This is a genomic window from Streptomyces sp. NPDC057854, assembly GCF_042797055.1.
Taxonomy (GTDB): Bacteria; Actinomycetota; Actinomycetes; order Streptomycetales; family Streptomycetaceae; genus Streptomyces.
Map to the genome: position 1 here is coordinate 159,515 of NZ_JBHVMF010000007.1, position 16,522 is coordinate 176,036.

Annotated in this window: 17 protein-coding genes; 8 read left to right on the plus strand and 9 right to left on the minus strand. The window is 74.7% G+C overall.

Features of this window, described 5'->3' with window-relative positions; translation table 11 throughout:
- Positions 1-38 precede the first annotated feature (38 nt).
- Together gap and ACFVQZ_RS12860 are read left to right on the plus strand one after the other, a co-directional pair.
- Positions 39-1,034, plus strand: a complete 996-nt coding sequence (gene gap, locus ACFVQZ_RS12855; protein ID WP_030493360.1) for a type I glyceraldehyde-3-phosphate dehydrogenase — start codon at positions 39-41, stop codon at positions 1,032-1,034.
- Between the two features lie 84 nt (positions 1,035-1,118).
- Positions 1,119-1,775, plus strand: a complete 657-nt coding sequence (locus ACFVQZ_RS12860; protein ID WP_383621539.1) for a hypothetical protein — start codon at positions 1,119-1,121, stop codon at positions 1,773-1,775.
- On the opposite strand, the gene ACFVQZ_RS12865 is transcribed toward ACFVQZ_RS12860, so the two are convergent.
- From ACFVQZ_RS12865 to ACFVQZ_RS12885, 5 genes are read right to left on the minus strand one after another with little or no spacing between them, the layout of a single operon-like run.
- Positions 1,765-2,859: an acyl-CoA dehydrogenase family protein gene (locus ACFVQZ_RS12865; protein ID WP_383621541.1), complete on the minus strand. Its 1,095-nt coding sequence runs from the start codon at positions 2,857-2,859 to the stop codon at positions 1,765-1,767. The genes ACFVQZ_RS12860 and ACFVQZ_RS12865 overlap by 11 nt on opposite strands.
- A complete protein-coding gene (locus tag ACFVQZ_RS12870; protein WP_383621543.1) occupies positions 2,856-4,232 on the minus strand; it encodes an MFS transporter in 1,377 nt (458 codons plus the stop codon). The genes ACFVQZ_RS12865 and ACFVQZ_RS12870 overlap by 4 nt, the downstream gene beginning before the upstream one ends.
- 42 nt (positions 4,233-4,274) lie before the next feature.
- Positions 4,275-5,267 (minus strand): acyl-CoA dehydrogenase family protein, encoded by a 993-nt coding sequence (locus tag ACFVQZ_RS12875; RefSeq protein ID WP_383621545.1) that lies wholly within the window; start codon positions 5,265-5,267, stop codon positions 4,275-4,277.
- Positions 5,267-6,436 carry an acyl-CoA dehydrogenase family protein gene (locus tag ACFVQZ_RS12880; RefSeq protein WP_383621547.1) on the minus strand — a complete coding sequence of 390 codons (1,170 nt, stop codon included), beginning with the start codon at positions 6,434-6,436 and terminating at the stop codon, positions 5,267-5,269. The genes ACFVQZ_RS12875 and ACFVQZ_RS12880 overlap by 1 nt, the downstream gene beginning before the upstream one ends.
- Complete coding sequence (locus tag ACFVQZ_RS12885) at positions 6,436-7,290, minus strand: enoyl-CoA hydratase (protein ID WP_030493366.1); 855 nt, start codon at positions 7,288-7,290, stop codon at positions 6,436-6,438. Before ACFVQZ_RS12885 ends, ACFVQZ_RS12880 begins: the two co-directional genes overlap by 1 nt.
- 45 nt (positions 7,291-7,335) lie before the next feature.
- On the opposite strand from ACFVQZ_RS12885, the gene ACFVQZ_RS12890 reads away from it, so the two are divergent.
- From ACFVQZ_RS12890 to ACFVQZ_RS12905, 4 genes are read left to right on the plus strand one after another with little or no spacing between them, the layout of a single operon-like run.
- The gene (locus ACFVQZ_RS12890) at positions 7,336-8,502 is read left to right on the plus strand and encodes an acyl-CoA dehydrogenase family protein (RefSeq protein ID WP_383621550.1); all 1,167 of its coding nucleotides are present in this window, start codon (positions 7,336-7,338) and stop codon (positions 8,500-8,502) included.
- Positions 8,499-9,290: an SDR family oxidoreductase gene (locus tag ACFVQZ_RS12895; protein WP_383621552.1), complete on the plus strand. Its 792-nt coding sequence runs from the start codon at positions 8,499-8,501 to the stop codon at positions 9,288-9,290. The genes ACFVQZ_RS12890 and ACFVQZ_RS12895 overlap by 4 nt, the downstream gene beginning before the upstream one ends.
- Positions 9,287-9,955, plus strand: coding sequence for a TetR/AcrR family transcriptional regulator (locus tag ACFVQZ_RS12900; protein WP_321192540.1), 669 nt, complete (start codon positions 9,287-9,289; stop codon positions 9,953-9,955). The genes ACFVQZ_RS12895 and ACFVQZ_RS12900 overlap by 4 nt, the downstream gene beginning before the upstream one ends.
- Positions 9,956-9,957: 2 nt before the next feature.
- Entirely contained in the window at positions 9,958-11,115 is a 1,158-nt protein-coding gene (locus tag ACFVQZ_RS12905; protein ID WP_383621554.1) for an acetyl-CoA C-acetyltransferase, read from the plus strand.
- 82 nt (positions 11,116-11,197) lie between these two features.
- Here ACFVQZ_RS12905 and ACFVQZ_RS12910 read toward each other — a convergent pair whose 3' ends face one another.
- The 4 genes from ACFVQZ_RS12910 to ACFVQZ_RS12925 are packed head-to-tail and all read right to left on the minus strand — an operon-like array spanning position 11,198 to position 14,665.
- Complete coding sequence (locus ACFVQZ_RS12910) at positions 11,198-12,262, minus strand: NAD(P)H-dependent flavin oxidoreductase (RefSeq protein ID WP_383621556.1); 1,065 nt, start codon at positions 12,260-12,262, stop codon at positions 11,198-11,200.
- Entirely contained in the window at positions 12,259-13,035 is a 777-nt protein-coding gene (locus ACFVQZ_RS12915) for a CoA-transferase (RefSeq protein ID WP_030493372.1), read from the minus strand. Before ACFVQZ_RS12915 ends, ACFVQZ_RS12910 begins: the two co-directional genes overlap by 4 nt.
- Entirely contained in the window at positions 13,032-13,880 is an 849-nt protein-coding gene (locus ACFVQZ_RS12920; protein ID WP_030493373.1) for a CoA transferase subunit A, read from the minus strand. Before ACFVQZ_RS12920 ends, ACFVQZ_RS12915 begins: the two co-directional genes overlap by 4 nt.
- Positions 13,881-13,894: 14 nt before the next feature.
- On the minus strand, positions 13,895-14,665 hold the full coding sequence (locus ACFVQZ_RS12925; RefSeq protein ID WP_383621559.1) for an enoyl-CoA hydratase family protein: 771 nt from the start codon (positions 14,663-14,665) through the stop codon (positions 13,895-13,897).
- Positions 14,666-14,743: 78 nt separating this feature from the next.
- Here ACFVQZ_RS12925 and ACFVQZ_RS12930 point away from each other — a divergent pair, with 78 nt between their 5' ends.
- Both ACFVQZ_RS12930 and ACFVQZ_RS12935 read left to right on the plus strand, forming a co-directional pair.
- Entirely contained in the window at positions 14,744-15,523 is a 780-nt protein-coding gene (locus ACFVQZ_RS12930) for an SDR family oxidoreductase (protein ID WP_383621561.1), read from the plus strand.
- Between the two features lie 64 nt (positions 15,524-15,587).
- Positions 15,588-16,499 carry an SDR family oxidoreductase gene (locus ACFVQZ_RS12935; protein WP_383621563.1) on the plus strand — a complete coding sequence of 304 codons (912 nt, stop codon included), beginning with the start codon at positions 15,588-15,590 and terminating at the stop codon, positions 16,497-16,499.
- Positions 16,500-16,522 lie beyond the last annotated feature (23 nt).

The window sequence follows — 16,522 nt, forward strand, 5'->3', positions numbered from 1 at the left end:
GAGGCTGGGTCCCGAAGAAACGGAAGGGACCCCGCATCATGACTCGCATCGCCATCAACGGTTTCGGTCGCATCGGCCGCAACGTGCTCCGCGCCCTCCTGGAGCGCGACACCACGCTGGAGGTCGTCGCCGTCAACGACCTCACCGAGCCCAAGGCGCTCGCCCGTCTCCTCGCCTTCGACTCCACCTCCGGCCGCCTCGGCCGCCCGGTCTCCGTCGACGGCGACACCCTCGTCGTCGACGGCCGCCGCATCAAGGTCCTCGCCGAGCGCGAGCCGGCCAACCTCCCCTGGGCCGAGCTGGGCGTCGACATCGTCCTGGAGGCCACCGGCCGCTTCACCAGCGCCAAGGACGCCCGCCTCCACCTCGACGCCGGCGCGAAGAAGGTCCTCGTCAGCGCCCCCTCCGACGGCGCCGACGTCACCCTCGCCTACGGCGTGAACAGCGACACGTACGACGCCGAGCTGCACACGATCGTCTCCAACGCCTCCTGCACCACCAACGCGCTCGCCCCGCTGGCCGCCGTCCTCGACGAGCTGGCCGGCATCGAGCACGGCTTCATGACGACCGTGCACGCCTACACCCAGGAGCAGAACCTCCAGGACGGCCCGCACCGCGACGCCCGCCGCGCCCGCAACGCCGCCGTCAACATCGTGCCCACCAGCACCGGCGCCGCGAAGGCCATCGGCCTCGTCCTGCCGCAGCTGGACGGCAAGCTCTCCGGCGACTCCATCCGCGTCCCCGTGCCGGTCGGCTCCATCGTCGAGCTGAACACCACGGTCTCCCGCGAGGTCACCCGCGAGCAGATCCTCGACGCCTACCGCGAGGCCGCGGCGGGCAAGCTCGCCGGCGTCCTGGAGTACTCGGAGGACGAGCTGGTCTCCTCCGACATCACCGGCAACCCGCACTCCTCCATCTTCGACGCCGCCCTCACCCGCGTCGACGGCCGCCACGTCAAGGTCGTCGCCTGGTACGACAACGAGTGGGGCTTCTCCAACCGCGTCATCGACACGCTGCAGCTGCTCGCCGGCTGACCCCGCGTCACCACGCCGCACGACGACGCCCCCTCGGCTCCGACCGAGGGGGCGTTGTCAGTGCCGCGTGCCACCATGTCGATCATGAGCCGAATCATCTCGTACACCACCGGCGACCGTGCCGAGGTCGTCGCGTACCTGGGCGCCGCCGACCGCCTCACCGACGACCAGCGGCGCGTGCTCGCCATGATGCGCGAGCGGGCCGAGGCCAGCCAGCGCGACCTCGACCGCCAGGAACTCGACTGGGACCTGACCGTTCCCGAAGCGCTGGAACACCTCATCGAGGGCCGCGCCGACGCGAAGGGCACGTACGCCGGGAAGGCGTACGCCCGGGCGCTCCAGCACATCATCGACTTCTGCGGATCCGACCCCGCCGACCTGGGCGTCTACTCCAAGCCCAGCACCTTCTTCGGCCTGCTCGACGACCAGTTGCGGCAGCACGGCGTGCCGGCCGGGCTGCTGCCGCACGGCTACCTCTTCTCCGGCCCGCCGGACGAGATCCCCTTCCCGATCCCGTACGCGATCGACGGCCCCGACATAGGGATGCTGCCGCTCGACAGGGCGAAGCCGGCCGTCGACGCCTACCGGGCGGTCCGCGACAAGATCGACCCGGACTTCGTGTACGACCTCGACCTCCTCACCGAGAAGCTGGAGTTCGAGCACGAGGAGTGGGAGTCCACCAAAGCGCGCGGGTACGACTGGTACACCCACGACACCGTCTTCTTCTCCATCAACGGCTGACCGGGACCGGACCGGGCAGGCCGAGGACGGCGGCCAGCCGTGCGCGGTGCCAGTGCGGCGGGCCGAAGAGCCGCCCGGAGCCGTGCGCCCGCTTGAAGTAGCGGTGGGCGTCGTGCTCCCAGGTGACGCCGATCCCGCCGTGCAGCTGGATCATCTCCCCGGCCACCTCCGAGAACGCCTCGGAGCAGACCGACCTGGCGGTGGCCGCGAGCCGCGTCAGCTCCGGCCCGCGCACCCCTTCGGCGGCGGCGAAGGCGGCGCCCAGCGCGGCGGAACGGGCCGACTCCACCCGCACGTACGCGTCCGCCAGCCGGTGCTTCACCGCCTGGAACGAGCCGATCGGGCGCCCGAACTGCACCCGCTCCCCGGCGTACGCCACCGTCCGCTCCAGGCAGCGCGCGGCGCCGCCCACCTGCTCCGCCGCGAGCGCCGCGCAGGCCAGGTCGAGGACGTGCCGCAGCACCCGCCCGCCGTCGCCGTCCGCGCCGACCGGCCGGCCCTCCGCCCCGTCCAGCACGATCCGGGCCTGCGCCCGGGTCGTGTCCATCGGCACCGGCTCCTCGACGCGGACGCCCGGCGCGTCGCCGGGCACCGCGAAGAGCGAGACCCCGGCGGGCGTCCGGGCGGCCACCAGCAGCGTCCCCGCCCGGGCCCCGTCCAGCACGTGCTGCTTCACCCCGGTGAGCCGCGAGCCGCCCCCCGGTCCGGGCACGGCCTCGGTCCGGACCGCGTCCGGGTCCCACGAGCCTGCCTCGGCCCAGGCCAGGGCCGCCGTCGCGCCGCCCGAGACCAGGCCCGGCAGCAGCGCGGCGCACTGCCCGGCGTCACCGGCGGCCAGCAGCGCCTGCACCGCGAGCACGGCGGAGCCGAGGTACGGGACCGGGCTCAGCTCCCGCCCCAGCTCCTCCATCACCACATGGACCTCGACGGCCCCGCAGCCCGCGCCGCCGTACTCCTCCGGCACGGCGAGCCCCGCCACGCCGATCTGCTCGGCCAGCGGCCGCCAGGCCGCCTCGCCCGGATGCCGCCGCAGCAACCGGCGTACCTCCGCGCCCAGTTCCTCCTGCTCCACGGTCAGCCTCATGCCTCTGCTCCCTTCTCGTGGGCGGGCGCGGTGGGGGTGCTCCCCGGCGCCGGGGCGTCCTCGGCGGACAGGTCCCGGCCCCGGGTCTCGGCGGTGCGCCCGATCGCGGCGGCGGTGACCAGGCCGCAGACGACGGCGAGGACCGCGAGCGGGGCGCTGCCGGCGCGGTCCGCGAGCAGCGCGCCGGCGACGAGCGGGGTGAAGCCGCCGCCGGCCAGGGCGGCCAGCTGGTAGCCGAGCGAGGCGCCGGTGTAGCGGACCCGGGTGCCGAACAGCTCCGCGAGCAGCGGTCCGAGCGGCGCGTACATCGCGGACTGCACGAGCTGCCCGAGGACCATGCCCGTGACCAGCAGCGCCGGCGTCCGGGTGTCGACCAGCGCGTAGACCGGGAAGGCCAGCACGACGATCCCGGTGGCGCCGCCGAGGACGACGGCCCGGCGCCCCACCCGGTCCGAGAGCGCGGAGAACAGCGGGATGGCGGCGAGCCCGGCGAGCGAGGTGAAGACCAGACCGGTCATCACCTGCGCGGTGGTGTAGCCGATGCCGGTGGCGTAGGTGAGCATGTAGGTGCTGACGAGGGCGGTCAGGGCGAACGGGCCGATGCCGACCCCGCAGGCGAGGAGCAGGGTCCGGGGCCGGCGCAGCACCCCGGCCAGCGGCATGCCGGCGGGCCTCGCGGCCGTGTCCCGTCCGGCCGCCTGCCGGAAGAGAGGACTCTCCGTCACGGAGAGGCGCACGTACAGGCCGACGGCCAGGAGCACCGCGCTGAACAGGAACGGCAGCCGCCAGCCCCATTCCAGGAAGGCGTCGCGGGGGAGCGCGGAGACCAGGGCGACGGCGACGGTGGAGAGCAGGAAGCCGAGCGGGGAGCCCATCTGCATGACGCCGCTCCACAGGCCGCGCCGGCGCGGGTCGGCGTGCTCCACCACCATGAGGGTGGCGCCCGCCCACTCGCCGCCGATGGCGACGCCCTGCACGACGCGGAAGAGGACGAGGAGGACGGGAGCGGCGACGCCGATCGTGTCGTACGTCGGCAGCACGCCGATGAGGAAGCTGGCCGCGCCCATCAGCACCATGGTGAGGACGAGCATGGACTTGCGGCCGAGCCGGTCGCCGAAGTGGCCGAAGACGGCGCCGCCGAGCGGCCGGGCCACATAGCCGGCGGCGAGCGTGCCGAAGGCGGCGATGGTGCCGGTGACGGGGTCGTCGCCGGGGAAGAAGAGCGGGCCGAAGGCGAGCGCGGCCATCGTGCCGTACAGCAGGAAGTCGTAGTACTCGATGACGGTGCCGAGCAGGCTGGACAGCGCCACCCGGCGCAGCAGGGCCGGGTCGGGGGCGCTCTCGGGGGTGTGCGGGGACGGTGCGGGGGACATGGGGCTCCCGGGTGCGGTGGGGAGGGGTGCGGTGGGGAGGGTTCACGGGGCGGGCGCGAGGACGCGGGCGCGGCAGGAGGCGGGGGAGCCCCAGGCGTCGCGGAGCGGGCGCGCCTTGCGGATCCACAGGGAGAGGTCCAGCTCGGCGGTGTAGCCGACGGCGCCGTGCAGCTGGAGGGCGGTGCGGGCGGCGGCGTGGGCGGCCTCGCCGGCGGTGACCTTGGCGGCGGCGATCTCCCGGGGCGCGGTGCCGTGCGCGGCCAGGGTCAGGGCGGCCTCGTACAGCAGCGGCTGGGCGAACTCCAGGGCGAGCAGGGTGTCGGCGAGCCGGTGCTTGACGGCCTGGAACGAGCCGATGGGGACGCCGAACTGGGTGCGCTGCCGGGCGTGGGCGACGGTCCGGTCGAGCAGTGCCCGGCCGAGGCCCAGGCACTGGGCGGCGGTGGCGAGGGCGGCGACCTCGGCGGCGTACCCGGTGGCGGCGGCGGCCTCGGCGCCGTGCGCCAGGACGGTGCCGCCGGAGGGTCGGGACAGCCGGCGGGCCGGGTCGGCGGAGGGCTGGACGGGGCCGGCGGTGGCGGTGAGGCGGACGGTGTCGCCGTCGGCGACGAGGACCGCGTCGGCGCTGTCGGCGTCGAGCGCGTAGGGGCCGGTGAGGTCCGGGACGCACAGCGACAGGGTCGCCTCGCCGGCGGCGACGCGCGGCAGCCACGCGGCGGAGGCGGTCTTGTCGCCGAGGCGGTCGAGGAGGGCGGCGGCGGCGACGGTCTCGGCCAGCGGGCCGGGGACGGCGTGCCGGCCGAGCTCGGTGAAGGCGACGGCCAGTTCCACCGGCAGCGGCCCCACGCCGTCGTACGCCTCGGGCACGGCGAGGGCGAAGACGCCCGCCTCCGCGAGCCGGGACCAGACGGCGCGGCCGGGACCGTGGTCGCCGGCGGCCCAGGCGCGGACGGCGCCGGGGGTGTCGGCGGCCGTCAGCAGGGCGTCCAGGGTGCGGGCGAACTCCCGCTGTTCGGCGTCGAGCAGGAAGCGCATCACCGGCGTCCCTTCGGCAGGCCGAGCAGCCGCTCGGCGATGATGTCGCGCTGGATCTCGTTGGTCCCGGCGTAGATCGGGCCGGCGAGGGCGAACGTGTGGCCGTCGGCCCAGCCGCCGTGCGCGGGTGCCTCCGGGGCCTCGTCGGACAGTTCGCCGTACGGTCCGAGGAGGTCGAGGGCGGTCTCGTGGAGGGCGATGTCGAGTTCCGACCAGAAGACCTTGTTGAGGCTGGACTCGGCGCCGATCGAGCCGCCGGCGGCGAGCCGGGAGGCGTTGGCGTAGGTGAACAGGCGGTAGGCGCGGGCGCCGATGACGGCGTCGGCGACGCGGTCGCGGACGGCGGTGTCGGCGGGGTCGGCGCGCTCCCGCCAGAGCGCGGCGAGCCGGTCGGCGGCGGCGGAGAACCGGCCGGGGCTGCGCAGGGTCAGGCCGCGCTCGTTCCCGGCGGTGCTCATGGCGACCCGCCAGCCGTCGCCGGGGGCGCCGATGACGTCCTCGTCGGGGACGAACACGTCGTCGAGGAAGAGTTCGGCGAAGGCGGGTCGGCCGTCGAGCCGGCCGATGGGCCGCACGGTGACGCCGTCGGCGTCGAGCGGGAACATGAGGTACGTCAGTCCCCGGTGCGGCCGGTCCGCCGCCGGGTCGCTGCGGAAGAGGCCGAAGGCGCGGTCGGCGAAGGCGGCCCGGGACGACCAGGTCTTCTGGCCGCGCAGCAGCCAGCCGCCGTCGGTGCGGACGGCGGTGGAGCGCAGGCTCGCCAGGTCGGAGCCGGCCTCGGGCTCGGACCACGCCTGGGCCCAGACGACCTCGCCGGACGCCATGGGCGGCAGGACGCGGGCGCGCTGCTCGGCGGTGCCGTGCTCGAAGAGGGTGGGGGCGAGGAGGTTGATGCCGTTCTGGCCGACCCGGCCGGGGGCGCCCGCGGCGTAGTACTCCTCCTCGAAGACCAGCCACTGGACGACGGAGCAGCCCCGGCCGCCGTACTCCTCGGGCCAGGAGACCACCGACCAGCGGTCGGCGGCGAGTTCGGCCTCCCAGGCGCGGTGGGCGGCGAAGCCCGCGGCGGTCTCCAGGGACGGCAGGGGCGCGGCGGGCACGTGGGCGGCGAGCCAGGCGCGGGCCTCGGCGCGGAAGGCGTCGTCGGCGGGGGAGAAGTCGAGGTCCATCAGGAGCCCGCCGCCTTCATGGCCTTGATGTCCATGCCGCCGAGGGCGTCGCGGGAGGTCTCGGCGTTGTGCGCGTGCGCGAGGTGGTGGAGGCCGAAGACGGCGTCCATGCCGGTGTGGAGGCCCTGGAGGTCCTCGGCCTGGTTGACGGCGCGCTTGGTGAGGGCGAGTCCCATCCGGGGCATCTCGGCGATCCGGTGGGCCAGTTCCATGGTGTGCGCTTCGAGTTCGGCGCGGGGCACGACCCGGTTGACCATGCCGACCTCGTGGGCGCGGCGGGCGCTCATCCGGTCGCCGGTGTAGAGGAACTCCTTGGCGATCCGGGGCGGCATCACCCAGGGGTGGGCGAAGTACTCGACGCCGGGGATGCCCATGCGGACCACCGGGTCGGCGAAGAAGGCGTCCTCGGAGGCGACGATCAGGTCGCAGATCCAGGCGAGCATGAGGCCGCCGGCGACGCACGCGCCCTGCACGGACGCGACGACCGGCTTGGGGAGTTCGCGCCAGCGGCGGCACATGCCGAGGTAGACCTCGGATTCGCGGGCGAAGCGGCTCTCCGCGCCCTCCTTGTCGGAGTGGTCCCACCAGAGGCCGGCCTTCCGCTCGAACGGCAGGTGGGCGTCGCGCTCGGGGGTGCCGATGTCGTGGCCGGCGGAGAAGTGCTCGCCGGCGCCGGCGAGGACGACCACCTTCACCTCGTCGTCGCCGGCCGCGCGGTAGAAGGCGCGGTCGAGGGCGTAGGTCATGGCGGAGTTCTGGGCGTTGCGGTACTGGGGCCGGTCCATGGTGACGACGGCGACGGGGCCGCGCCGTTCATAGCGGACGGGCTCGGACGTGGTGCGGGCAGCGGACATCCGCCCTCCTTCCCTAACAAGTGTTTGGTAGGTTAACGTACGGCCATGAGCAACGTCGAGGAGTTCCGCAGGGAGGTCCGCGGCTGGCTGCGGACCCACCTCACCGGAGAGTTCGCGGCCCTGCGCGGCCGGGGCGGCCCCGGCCGCGAGCACGAGGCACACGCCGAACGCCTCGCCTGGGAACGGCACATGGCCGCCCACGGATGGACCTGCGTCGGCTGGCCGAAGGAGTACGGCGGACGCGGCGCGAACCTGGAGGAACAGGTCGCCTTCCACGAGGAGTACGCCCTCGCCGACGCCCCCGCCCGCGTCGGCCACATCGGCGAACAGCTCCTCGGGCCGACCCTCATCGCCTTCGGCACCCCCGCCCAGCGCGCCCGCTTCCTGCCCCGGATCGTCGCCGTCGACGAACTGTGGTGCCAGGGCTACTCCGAGCCCGACGCCGGCTCCGACCTGGCCAACGTCCGCACCCGGGCCGAACAGGACGGCGACTCCTGGGTGGTCACCGGCCAGAAGGTGTGGACCTCAGGCGCCCACGAGGCCGACTGGTGCTTCGTCGTCGCCCGCACCGAGCCCGGCTCCACCCGCCACCACGGCCTCTCCTATCTGCTCGTCCCGCTGGACGCCCCCGGCGTCGAGATCCGGCCGATCGTCCAGCTCACCGGCACCTCCGAGTTCAACGAGGTCTTCTTCGACGGCGCCAGGACCGACGCCGGCCACCTCGTCGGCGCCCCCGGCGACGGCTGGAAGGTCGCCATGGCCACCCTCGGCTTCGAACGCGGCGTCTCCACCCTCGGCCAGCAGGTCGGCTTCCGCCGCGAACTGGAGGCCGTGATCGACCTGGCCCGCCGCAACGGCGCTGCCGCCGACCCCCTCGTCCGCGACCGGATCGCCCGCGCCTGGACCGGCCTGGAGACCATCCGCTTCAACGCCCTCCGGATGCTCAGCGGCGTCGCCGCCGGGGCCCCCGGCCCCGAGGCGTCCATCAACAAGATCTTCTGGGCCACCTGGCACCGCGAACTCGGCGAACTCGCCATGGACGTGTGCGGCGCCGGCGGCATGCTCGCCGCCGGGGAGCCGTACGACCTCACCGACTGGCAGCGCCTCTACCTCTTCTCCCGCGCCGACACCCTCTACGCCGGGTCCAACGAGATCCAGCGGAACATCATCGCCGAGCGCGTCCTCGGCCTGCCCAAGGAGGCCCGCCCGTGACCGGCACCCCGCCGCCCCCCTACGTCCCCGGCCACGGACTCCTCGCCGGCCGGTCCGCCGTCGTCACCGCCGCCGCCGGCGCCGGCATCGGCGGCGCCACCGCCCGCCGGCTCCTGGAGGAGGGCGCCCGCGTGCTCCTCTCCGACGCCCACGCCCGACGCCTGAAGGAGTCCGAGGCGGAGCTCGCCGCCGAGTTCGGCGCCGGCCGGGTCGCCGCCCTGCCCTGCGACGTCACCGACGAGACCCAGGTCGCCGCCCTCTTCGACCTCGCCGAGGAACGCCACGGACACCTCGACGTCGTCGTCAACAACGCCGGACTCGGCGGCACCGCCGACCTCGTGGACATGACCGACGCCCAGTGGGACAAGGTCCTCGAGGTCACCCTCAACGGCACCTTCCGCTGCACCCGTGCCGCCCTGCGCCGCATGAAGGCCGCCGGACGCGGCGGCACCGTCGTCAACAACGCCTCCGTGATCGGCTGGCGCGCCCAGAAGGGCCAGGCCCACTACGCCGCCGCCAAGGCCGGCGTCATGGCCCTCACCCGCTGCGCCGCGCTGGAGGCCGCCGCGTACGGCGTCCGCGTCAACGCCGTCTCCCCGTCGCTCGCCATGCACCCGCACCTCGTCAGGGTCACCACCCCCGAACTCCTCGAAGAGCTCACCTCCCGCGAGGCGTTCGGCCGGTACGCCGAGCCCTGGGAGGTCGCCAACGTCATCGTCTTCCTCGCCAGCGGATACGCCTCCTACCTCACCGGCGAGGTGCTCTCGGTCAGCAGCCAGCACCCGTGAGACCGGCGCCCGGGCGGCGCCGCGAACTCCTGGACACGGCCGCCGAGGTGTTCGCCGCGCAGGGGTACGACGCCACGACCGTCCGCCGGATCGCCGACGCGGCCGGACTCCTCGCGGGCAGCCTCTACCACCACTTCGACTCCAAGGAGTCGATGCTGGACGAGATCCTGTCCGGCTTCCTCGGCGACCTGGGCGGCCGGTACGACGCCGTGCTCGCCGCCGGTCTCGGCCCCCGGCAGACCCTGGAGGCGCTGGTCACCGCGTCCTTCCGGGAGATCGACCGGCACCGCGCCGCCGTCGCCATCTACCAGAAGGAGTCCCGGCAACTGCGCGACCAGCCGCGCTTCCGCTACCTCGCCGAAGCCCAGCGGAGGATCGAGCGCGCCTGGCTCCGCACCCTGGAGTCCGGCGTCGCCTCCGGCGACCTCCGCACCGACCTCGACGTCCGGCTCGCCCACCGCTTCGTCCGCGACACCGTCTGGGTCGCCGCGTCCTGGTACCGGCCGGGCGGCCGGCACAGCCCGGAGGAGATCGCCCGCCAGTACCTCTCGATGGTGCTGGAGGGCATCGCCCTCCGCGAACGCCCCCCGGCGCACCCACCCGCGCACCCACCCGCGCATCCCTCTCCACACCCGCCCACGCACCCACCCACGCACGAGGAGTGACCATGCCCGAGGCCTACATCGTCGAAGCGGTCCGCACCCCGGTCGGCCGACGGGGCGGCGGACTCGCCGCCGTCCACCCCGCCGACCTCGGCGCCCACGTCCTGAAGGCCCTGATGGACCGCTCGGGCGTCGACCCGGCGGCCGTCGAGGACGTCGTCCTCGGCTGCCTGGACACCGTCGGCCCGCAGGCCGGCGACATCGCCCGCACCAGCTGGCTGGCGGCCGGGCTCCCCGAGGAGGTGCCGGGCGTCACCGTGGACCGGCAGTGCGGCTCCTCCCAGCAGGCCCTGCACTTCGCCGCCCAGGGCGTCCTCTCCGGCACCCAGGACCTGGTCGTGGCCGGCGGCACGCAGAACATGTCGATGGTCCCCATCGCCTTCGCCAGCCGCCGGGCCGCCGTCCCGCTCGGCTTCACCGAGGGCCCCTACGCCGGCTCCGCGGGCTGGCGGGCGCGCTACGGCGACCAGCCGGTCGACCAGTTCCACGGCGCCGAGCTCATCGCCGACAAGTGGGGCATCTCCCGCCGGGACATGGAGGAGTTCGCCCTCCGCTCGCACCAGCGGGCCGTCCGCGCCGCCGACGAGGGCCGCTTCGACCGCGAGCTCGTCCCCTACGGCGACGTCACCGCCGACGAGGGCCCGCGCCGGGACACCTCCCTGGAGAAGATGGCCGGACTGAAGCCGGTGGTGGAGGGCGGACGCATCACCGCCGCCGTCTCCTCCCAGGTCTCCGACGGCGCCTCGGCGATGCTCCTCGCGAGCGAGCGGGCGGTGCGCGAGCACGGCCTCACGCCGCGCGCCCGGATCCACCACCTCTCCGTGCGCGGCGAGGACCCCATCCGGATGCTGTCCGCGCCGATCCCGGCGACGGCGTACGCGCTGAAGAGGGCCGGCATGACCCTCGACGACATCGATCTGGTGGAGATCAACGAGGCGTTCGCGCCGGTCGTCCTCGCCTGGCTGAAGGAGACCGGCGCCGACCCGGAGAAGGTCAACGTCAACGGCGGCGCCATCGCCCTCGGCCACCCCCTCGGCGCGACCGGCACCAAGCTCGCCGTGACCCTCCTGCACGAACTGGAGCGCACCGGGGGCCGCTACGGCCTCCAGACGATGTGCGAGGGCGGCGGCCAGGCGAACGTGACGATCATCGAGCGGCTGTAGCGCCGTCCGGGGCGCGCGCGGCGACGTCCGCCGGGGTGGTGGTGGCCACCCCGGCGGACGCCGTCGTGCGTGCGGCGGACGGTCAGTCCGGGCGGGGGAGCGCGCGGAGCGCCGCCGTCGCCTCGGCCATGATCCGGTCGACGAGTTCGGCGCACGACGGGAGGTCGCCGATCAGGCCGGCGACCTGCCCGGAGGCCATCACCCCCAGGTCGGTGCGGCCGTCCACCATCGACGCCTTGAGCATCATGGGGGTGTTGGCGGCGAGCAGGACCTGGCTCCAGGTCAGCTCCTTGCCGTGCCGCATCGCGAGGCCGTCGCGGACCATCCGCGGCCAGCTCATGCCGGACTCGCGGCGGAAGGCCGCCGCGTGCCGGACGGCCCGCAGCAGCGCCGCCGCCCGCCCGGAGCGTTCCAGCGCGTCGACCAGCTCGGTCCGGAGCATCCGGTGCGGCAGCCCGTCGACCTTCGTGGTGACCGTGACGTCGCCGACCCCCGCCGCCAGATAGCGGGCCTTGACCGGGTCGGGGACGGTCGAGTCGGAGGTCAGCAGGAAGCGGGTGCCCATCGCGACCCCGGCCGCCCCGTAGGAGAGCGCGGCGACCAGGCCGCGTCCGTCGTGGAAGCCGCCGGCGGCGACCACCGGGATGTCCACGGCGTCCACCACCTGGGGGAGGAGCACCGTGGTGGCGACGCCGCCGGTGTGCCCGCCGCCCTCCCCGCCCTGGACCACGACCGCGTCCGCGCCCCACGCGGCGACCTTCTCCGCGTGCCGCCGGGCGCCGATCGACGGGATGACGACGACCCCGGCGTCCTTCAGGCGGGCGATCAGCTCCCGCGAGGGCGCGAGCGCGAAGGACGCGACCCGCACGCCCTCGTCGATGATGATCCGGACCCGCTCGGCGGCGTCCCCGGCGTCGGCCCGCAGGTTGACGCCGAACGGGGCGTCCGTGCGCGCCTTCACCTCGCGCACGGCGGACCGCAGCCGGTCGGTGCTCATGGTCGCCGACGCCAGGACGCCGAGCGCGCCCGCGTTCGCGGCGGCGGAGACCAGCCGGGGCCCGGCGACCCACCCCATGCCCGTCTGCACGATCGGGTGGCGCACCCCGGTGAGCGCGGTGAACGGGGTGGCGAGGGTGACGTCGCTCATGCCCGGACCTCGCGGTCGCGCAGCCCCCGGGGGTCGATCTCCTCGCGGATCAGCCGCAGTTCCTCCGCCGTGGGGTCGCGGGTGTACGGCACCTCCCCGGGCACCTCCAGCGCGAAGCCGGTCGCCGCCCGCACCTCCTCGACGGTGACGCCCGGGTGGAGCGAGCGGAGCCGCATGACCCGGTCCGGGGTCGCGAAGTCGAAGACGCCGAGGTCCGTGACGACGTCCGCGATCCGGTGGTAGCGGGTCGCGGACGGGCCGGCCGCCGCGGCCCGGTCGTACCCGACGCCGCAGACCATGTCGACCCGCTCGACGAAGACCCGCGGAGAGTGCCGGGGGATCCAGTAACTCGTCGGATTGTTCAGCGTGTTGACGGGCGCGCCGCGGACGCCGAGGAGCTGGCGGCGGGGCCGCTCCCAGTCGCCGACACAGCTGATGTTCTGGTTGCCGTGCCGGTCGAGCTGGCTGGCGCCCATCATCACGTGCCGCCGCCCCGTGGCCACCAGGGCCAGGTGCTGCCGGTACGGCAGCCACCCCTCCACCACGCCGGGCGGGTCGCCGGCCGCCGGCACGTCGCCGATGAGCAGCGCCTCGCCGTCGGTGAGCAGCAGGTCGGGGGAGAAGGTGCGCTTGGCCAGCCGGGCGCCGATCAGCGGCACCGTGCCCATGGGGCTGGCCAGCACCTCGCCCGCGTCCCGCCACGCCTCGGCGCAGGCCACCACGCAGTACTCGGCGCGGGTCGCCGCGGTGGTCGTGCCGGTGCCGCCGCTCATGCTTCCTCCCCGTGGAAGGCCGCCACCGCGGCCTGGTACGCGTCCTCGTCGCCGGACAGGAACCGGGCGGTGAACGCCCGCCACGCCTCCGGGTCGCGGGCCGCCTCGACGTAGTGGCGCTGGAACGCCTCGTCCCGGTCGTGGTCGGGGGCGCACGAGGTGAAGTGCGCGCCGTTGGGGGTCTCGACGACCCCGTCGACGAACGCCCGCTTGAGCAGCAGCGTCTGCGGCCCGGCGTCCTTCAGCAGCTCGGAGGTCTCCACGATCCGCTCGCAGGAGACGTACGCGGCGTCCGCCGCCTCGCAGAACAGGTCGTCGAAGTACGGGTCGGGGCCCAGGTACTGGCCGTTGCCGTGCGCGTCGGCGCGGTTGAGGTGGACGAGCGCCGCGTCCAGGCGCAGCGCCGGGACGGCCACCAGCTCCTCGCGGTCGCCGTACGGCGAGGTGACCGTCCGCAGCGACGGGTTGACGGTCATGACGTCCGAGGCGAGTCCGGCCCGGATGGGCATGAACGGCAGCCGGTGCACGGCGGCCGTGAGTCCCCACATCATCATGGCCTCGTCCAGCTCGACCAGTTCGAACGCGCCGCGCTGCCGGGCCGCGACGAAGTGCGGCTCCAGCGGGACGGAGTCGAGCGTGGCGAACGCGGCGACCAGCTTGCGGATCTTGCCGGCGGCGGCCAGCAGCCCGACGTCGGGACCGCCGTACGAGACCACCGTCAGATCGGTGACGTCCGAGCGCAGCAGCGCCCGGACCAGTGCCATCGGCTTGCGCCGGGAGCCCCAGCCGCCGATGCCGACCGTCATGCCGCTGCGCAGCCGGCCGACGACCTCCTCGGCGGTCATCGTCTTGTCCTTGCTCACCGCTGCTCCTCCTTGTCGTCCGCCGGCTTCCCGGTGCCGAAGGTGTCGCGGACGCGGTCGGCGACGCCGCTGAGGTTGGCCTCGAAGGTGAAGCCCTGCTCGAAGCGGTAGCTGCGCCGCACGTCCACCGGGTCGATGCCGTTGATCGCGGCCTTGGCGAGCCGGATCAGCCGCCCGTCCTTGGCGGCGATCTCCCGGGCCAGGCCGAGGGCCGCCTCGCGCAGCCCGGCGCGCGGGACGACCCGCCAGACCGAGCCGTGCCGGTGCAGTTCCTCCGCGGTGACCGTGCGGGAGGTGTAGTACAGGGCCCGCATCAGGTGCTGGGGGACCAGCCGGGCCAGGTGGGTGGCGGCGCCGAGCGCGCCCCGGTCCAGTTCGGGGAGGCCGAAGGCGGCGTCGTCGGAGGCGACGATCGCGTCGGCGTTGCCGACGAGGCCGATGCCGCCGCCGAGGCAGAAGCCGTGCACGGCGGCGACGACCGGCACCTCGCACTCGTAGACGGCGGCGAAGGCGGCGGCGCAGCTGTGGTTGGCGCCGAGGATCGCCTCGGGGCCGGTCGCGCGCTGGATCTCCTTGATGTCGACGCCGGCGTTGAAGCCCCGGCCCTCGGCGGTCAGGACGACGCAGCGCACCTCCGGGTCGGCGCCGGCGGCGCGGACGGCGGCGGCGAGGTCGTACCAGCCCTGGACCGGGAGGGCGTTGACCGGGGGGAAGTCGACGGTGACGACGGCGACGCCGTCGTCCGGGGCGGAGGTGGAGACACCCATGAGCAGATCAGCTACCTTTCCACCTAACGTTTGTTAGGTGGAAGATAGCAGCGGGACGCCCGCTGCGGGAGGTGTCCCTTGCCCGTGACCATCGATCTGTCCGGCTCCGTCGCCGTCGTCACCGGCGGCACCCGGGGCGTCGGAGCCGGCATCACCCGCGCCCTGCTCGGCGCCGGGGCGGAGGTCGTCGCCTGCGCCCGGCGGGCGCCGGACGCGCCCCTGACCGCCGCCGGCCGCACCGCCCGCTTCCTCCCCGTCGACCTGCGCGACCCCGACGCCGTCACCGCCTTCTTCCAGCGCGTACGCGACGACCACGGGCGCCTCGACACCCTCGTCAACAACGCCGGCGGCACCCCGTACCGGACCCTCGCCGACGGCGCCCCCGCCCAGCACGCCCGGGTCCTCGAACTGAACCTCGTCGCCCCGCTGACCGCCTCCCTCGCCGCGTACCGGGTGATGAGCGGCCAGGACGGCGGCGGGTCGATCGTCATGGTCGGCAGCGTCAGCGGCACCCGCCCCTCCCCGGGCTCCGCCGCGTACGGCGCCGCCAAGGCCGGACTGGAGAACCTCGCGCGCTCCATGGCCGTGGAATGGGCGCCGCGCGTCCGGGTCAACACCCTGGTCCTCGGCATGGTCCGCACCGAACTGTCGCACCTGCACTACGGCGACGAGGACGGCATCGCCGCCGTCGGCCGCACGGTGCCGCTCGGCCGGCTCGCCGCGCCCGCCGACGTCGGCGACGCCTGCGTCTTCCTCGCCTCCGACCGCGCCGCCTACATCAGCGGCGCCGCGCTGCACGTCCACGGCGGCGGCGAACGCCCCGCGTTCCTCGACGCCGCGACCGCCCGCCACCCCTGACGGACAGCCCCGACAGACAACCCTGACAACCCCCTGACCACCACCTGAAAGGCAGGACTTCGCCATGACCGGACTCTGCGCGGAACGCGTCGTCGTCGTCACCGGAGCGGGCCGCGGCCTCGGCCGCGCCCACGCGCTCGCCTTCGCCGCGGAAGGCGCCAAGGTCGTCGTCAACGACCTCGGCGTCGGCCTCGACGGCAGCGGAGGCGGCGCCGGACCCGCCCAGGACGTCGTCGACGCCATCACGGCCGCGGGCGGCGAGGCGGTCGCTCACGGCGGCGACATCGCCACAGCCGACGGGGCCGCCTCGCTGATCGCCGCCGCCCTCGACACGTACGGACGCCTCGACACCCTCGTCAACAACGCAGGCTTCCTCCGCGACCGGATGCTCGTCAACCTCGGCGAGGACGACTGGGACGCCGTCATGCGCGTCCACCTCAAGGGCCACTTCCTGCCGCTGCGGCACGCCGCCGCGTACTGGCGCGCCGAGGCCAAGGCCGGCCGCACGCCCCGGGCGCGGGTCGTCAACACCAGCTCCGGCGCGGGGCTGCTCGGCAGCGTCGGCCAGGGCAACTACGCCGCCGCCAAGGCCGGCATCGTCGGCCTCACGCTCGTCGCGGCGGCCGAGACGGGACGGTACGGCGTGCAGGTCAACGCGATCGCGCCGGCGGCCCGGACCCGAATGACGGAAGCGGCCTTCGCCGACGCCATGGCCGCGCCGGCCGACGGCGCCTTCGACGCGATGGCGCCCGAGAACGTCTCGCCGCTCGTCGTCTGGCTCGGCTCCGCCGCGTCGGAAGGCGTGACGGGCCGCGTCTTCGAGGCGGAGGGCGGCCGGATCACCGTGATGGAGGGCTGGCGGCCGGGCCCCACGGCGGACAGGGGCGCCCGCCTCACGCCCGCCGAGGCCGGCGAAACGGCCCGGAAACTCCTCGCGGACGCCGAGCCGCCGCAGCCGGTCTACGGAGCCGTCTGAGCCTCCGCGCCCGGGTTTCCCGG

Excerpts from the sequence above, each read along its gene's own strand:
- ACFVQZ_RS12890 (WP_383621550.1), top strand. The coding sequence starts at position 7,336 with ATGAGCAACGTCGAGGAGTTCCGCAGGGAGGTCCGCGGCTGGCTGCGG.
- ACFVQZ_RS12910 (WP_383621556.1), bottom strand. The coding sequence starts at position 12,262 with ATGAGCGACGTCACCCTCGCCACCCCGTTCACCGCGCTCACCGGGGTG.
- ACFVQZ_RS12905 (WP_383621554.1), top strand. The coding sequence starts at position 9,958 with ATGCCCGAGGCCTACATCGTCGAAGCGGTCCGCACCCCGGTCGGCCGA.
- gap (WP_030493360.1), top strand. The coding sequence starts at position 39 with ATGACTCGCATCGCCATCAACGGTTTCGGTCGCATCGGCCGCAACGTG.
- ACFVQZ_RS12875 (WP_383621545.1), bottom strand. The coding sequence starts at position 5,267 with ATGCGCTTCCTGCTCGACGCCGAACAGCGGGAGTTCGCCCGCACCCTG.
- ACFVQZ_RS12935 (WP_383621563.1), top strand. The coding sequence starts at position 15,588 with ATGACCGGACTCTGCGCGGAACGCGTCGTCGTCGTCACCGGAGCGGGC.
- ACFVQZ_RS12860 (WP_383621539.1), top strand. The coding sequence starts at position 1,119 with ATGAGCCGAATCATCTCGTACACCACCGGCGACCGTGCCGAGGTCGTC.
- ACFVQZ_RS12920 (WP_030493373.1), bottom strand. The coding sequence starts at position 13,880 with ATGACCGCCGAGGAGGTCGTCGGCCGGCTGCGCAGCGGCATGACGGTC.
- ACFVQZ_RS12880 (WP_383621547.1), bottom strand. The coding sequence starts at position 6,436 with ATGGACCTCGACTTCTCCCCCGCCGACGACGCCTTCCGCGCCGAGGCC.
- ACFVQZ_RS12865 (WP_383621541.1), bottom strand. The coding sequence starts at position 2,859 with ATGAGGCTGACCGTGGAGCAGGAGGAACTGGGCGCGGAGGTACGCCGG.
- ACFVQZ_RS12915 (WP_030493372.1), bottom strand. The coding sequence starts at position 13,035 with ATGAGCGGCGGCACCGGCACGACCACCGCGGCGACCCGCGCCGAGTAC.
- ACFVQZ_RS12870 (WP_383621543.1), bottom strand. The coding sequence starts at position 4,232 with ATGTCCCCCGCACCGTCCCCGCACACCCCCGAGAGCGCCCCCGACCCG.
- ACFVQZ_RS12885 (WP_030493366.1), bottom strand. The coding sequence starts at position 7,290 with ATGTCCGCTGCCCGCACCACGTCCGAGCCCGTCCGCTATGAACGGCGC.
- ACFVQZ_RS12925 (WP_383621559.1), bottom strand. The coding sequence starts at position 14,665 with ATGGGTGTCTCCACCTCCGCCCCGGACGACGGCGTCGCCGTCGTCACC.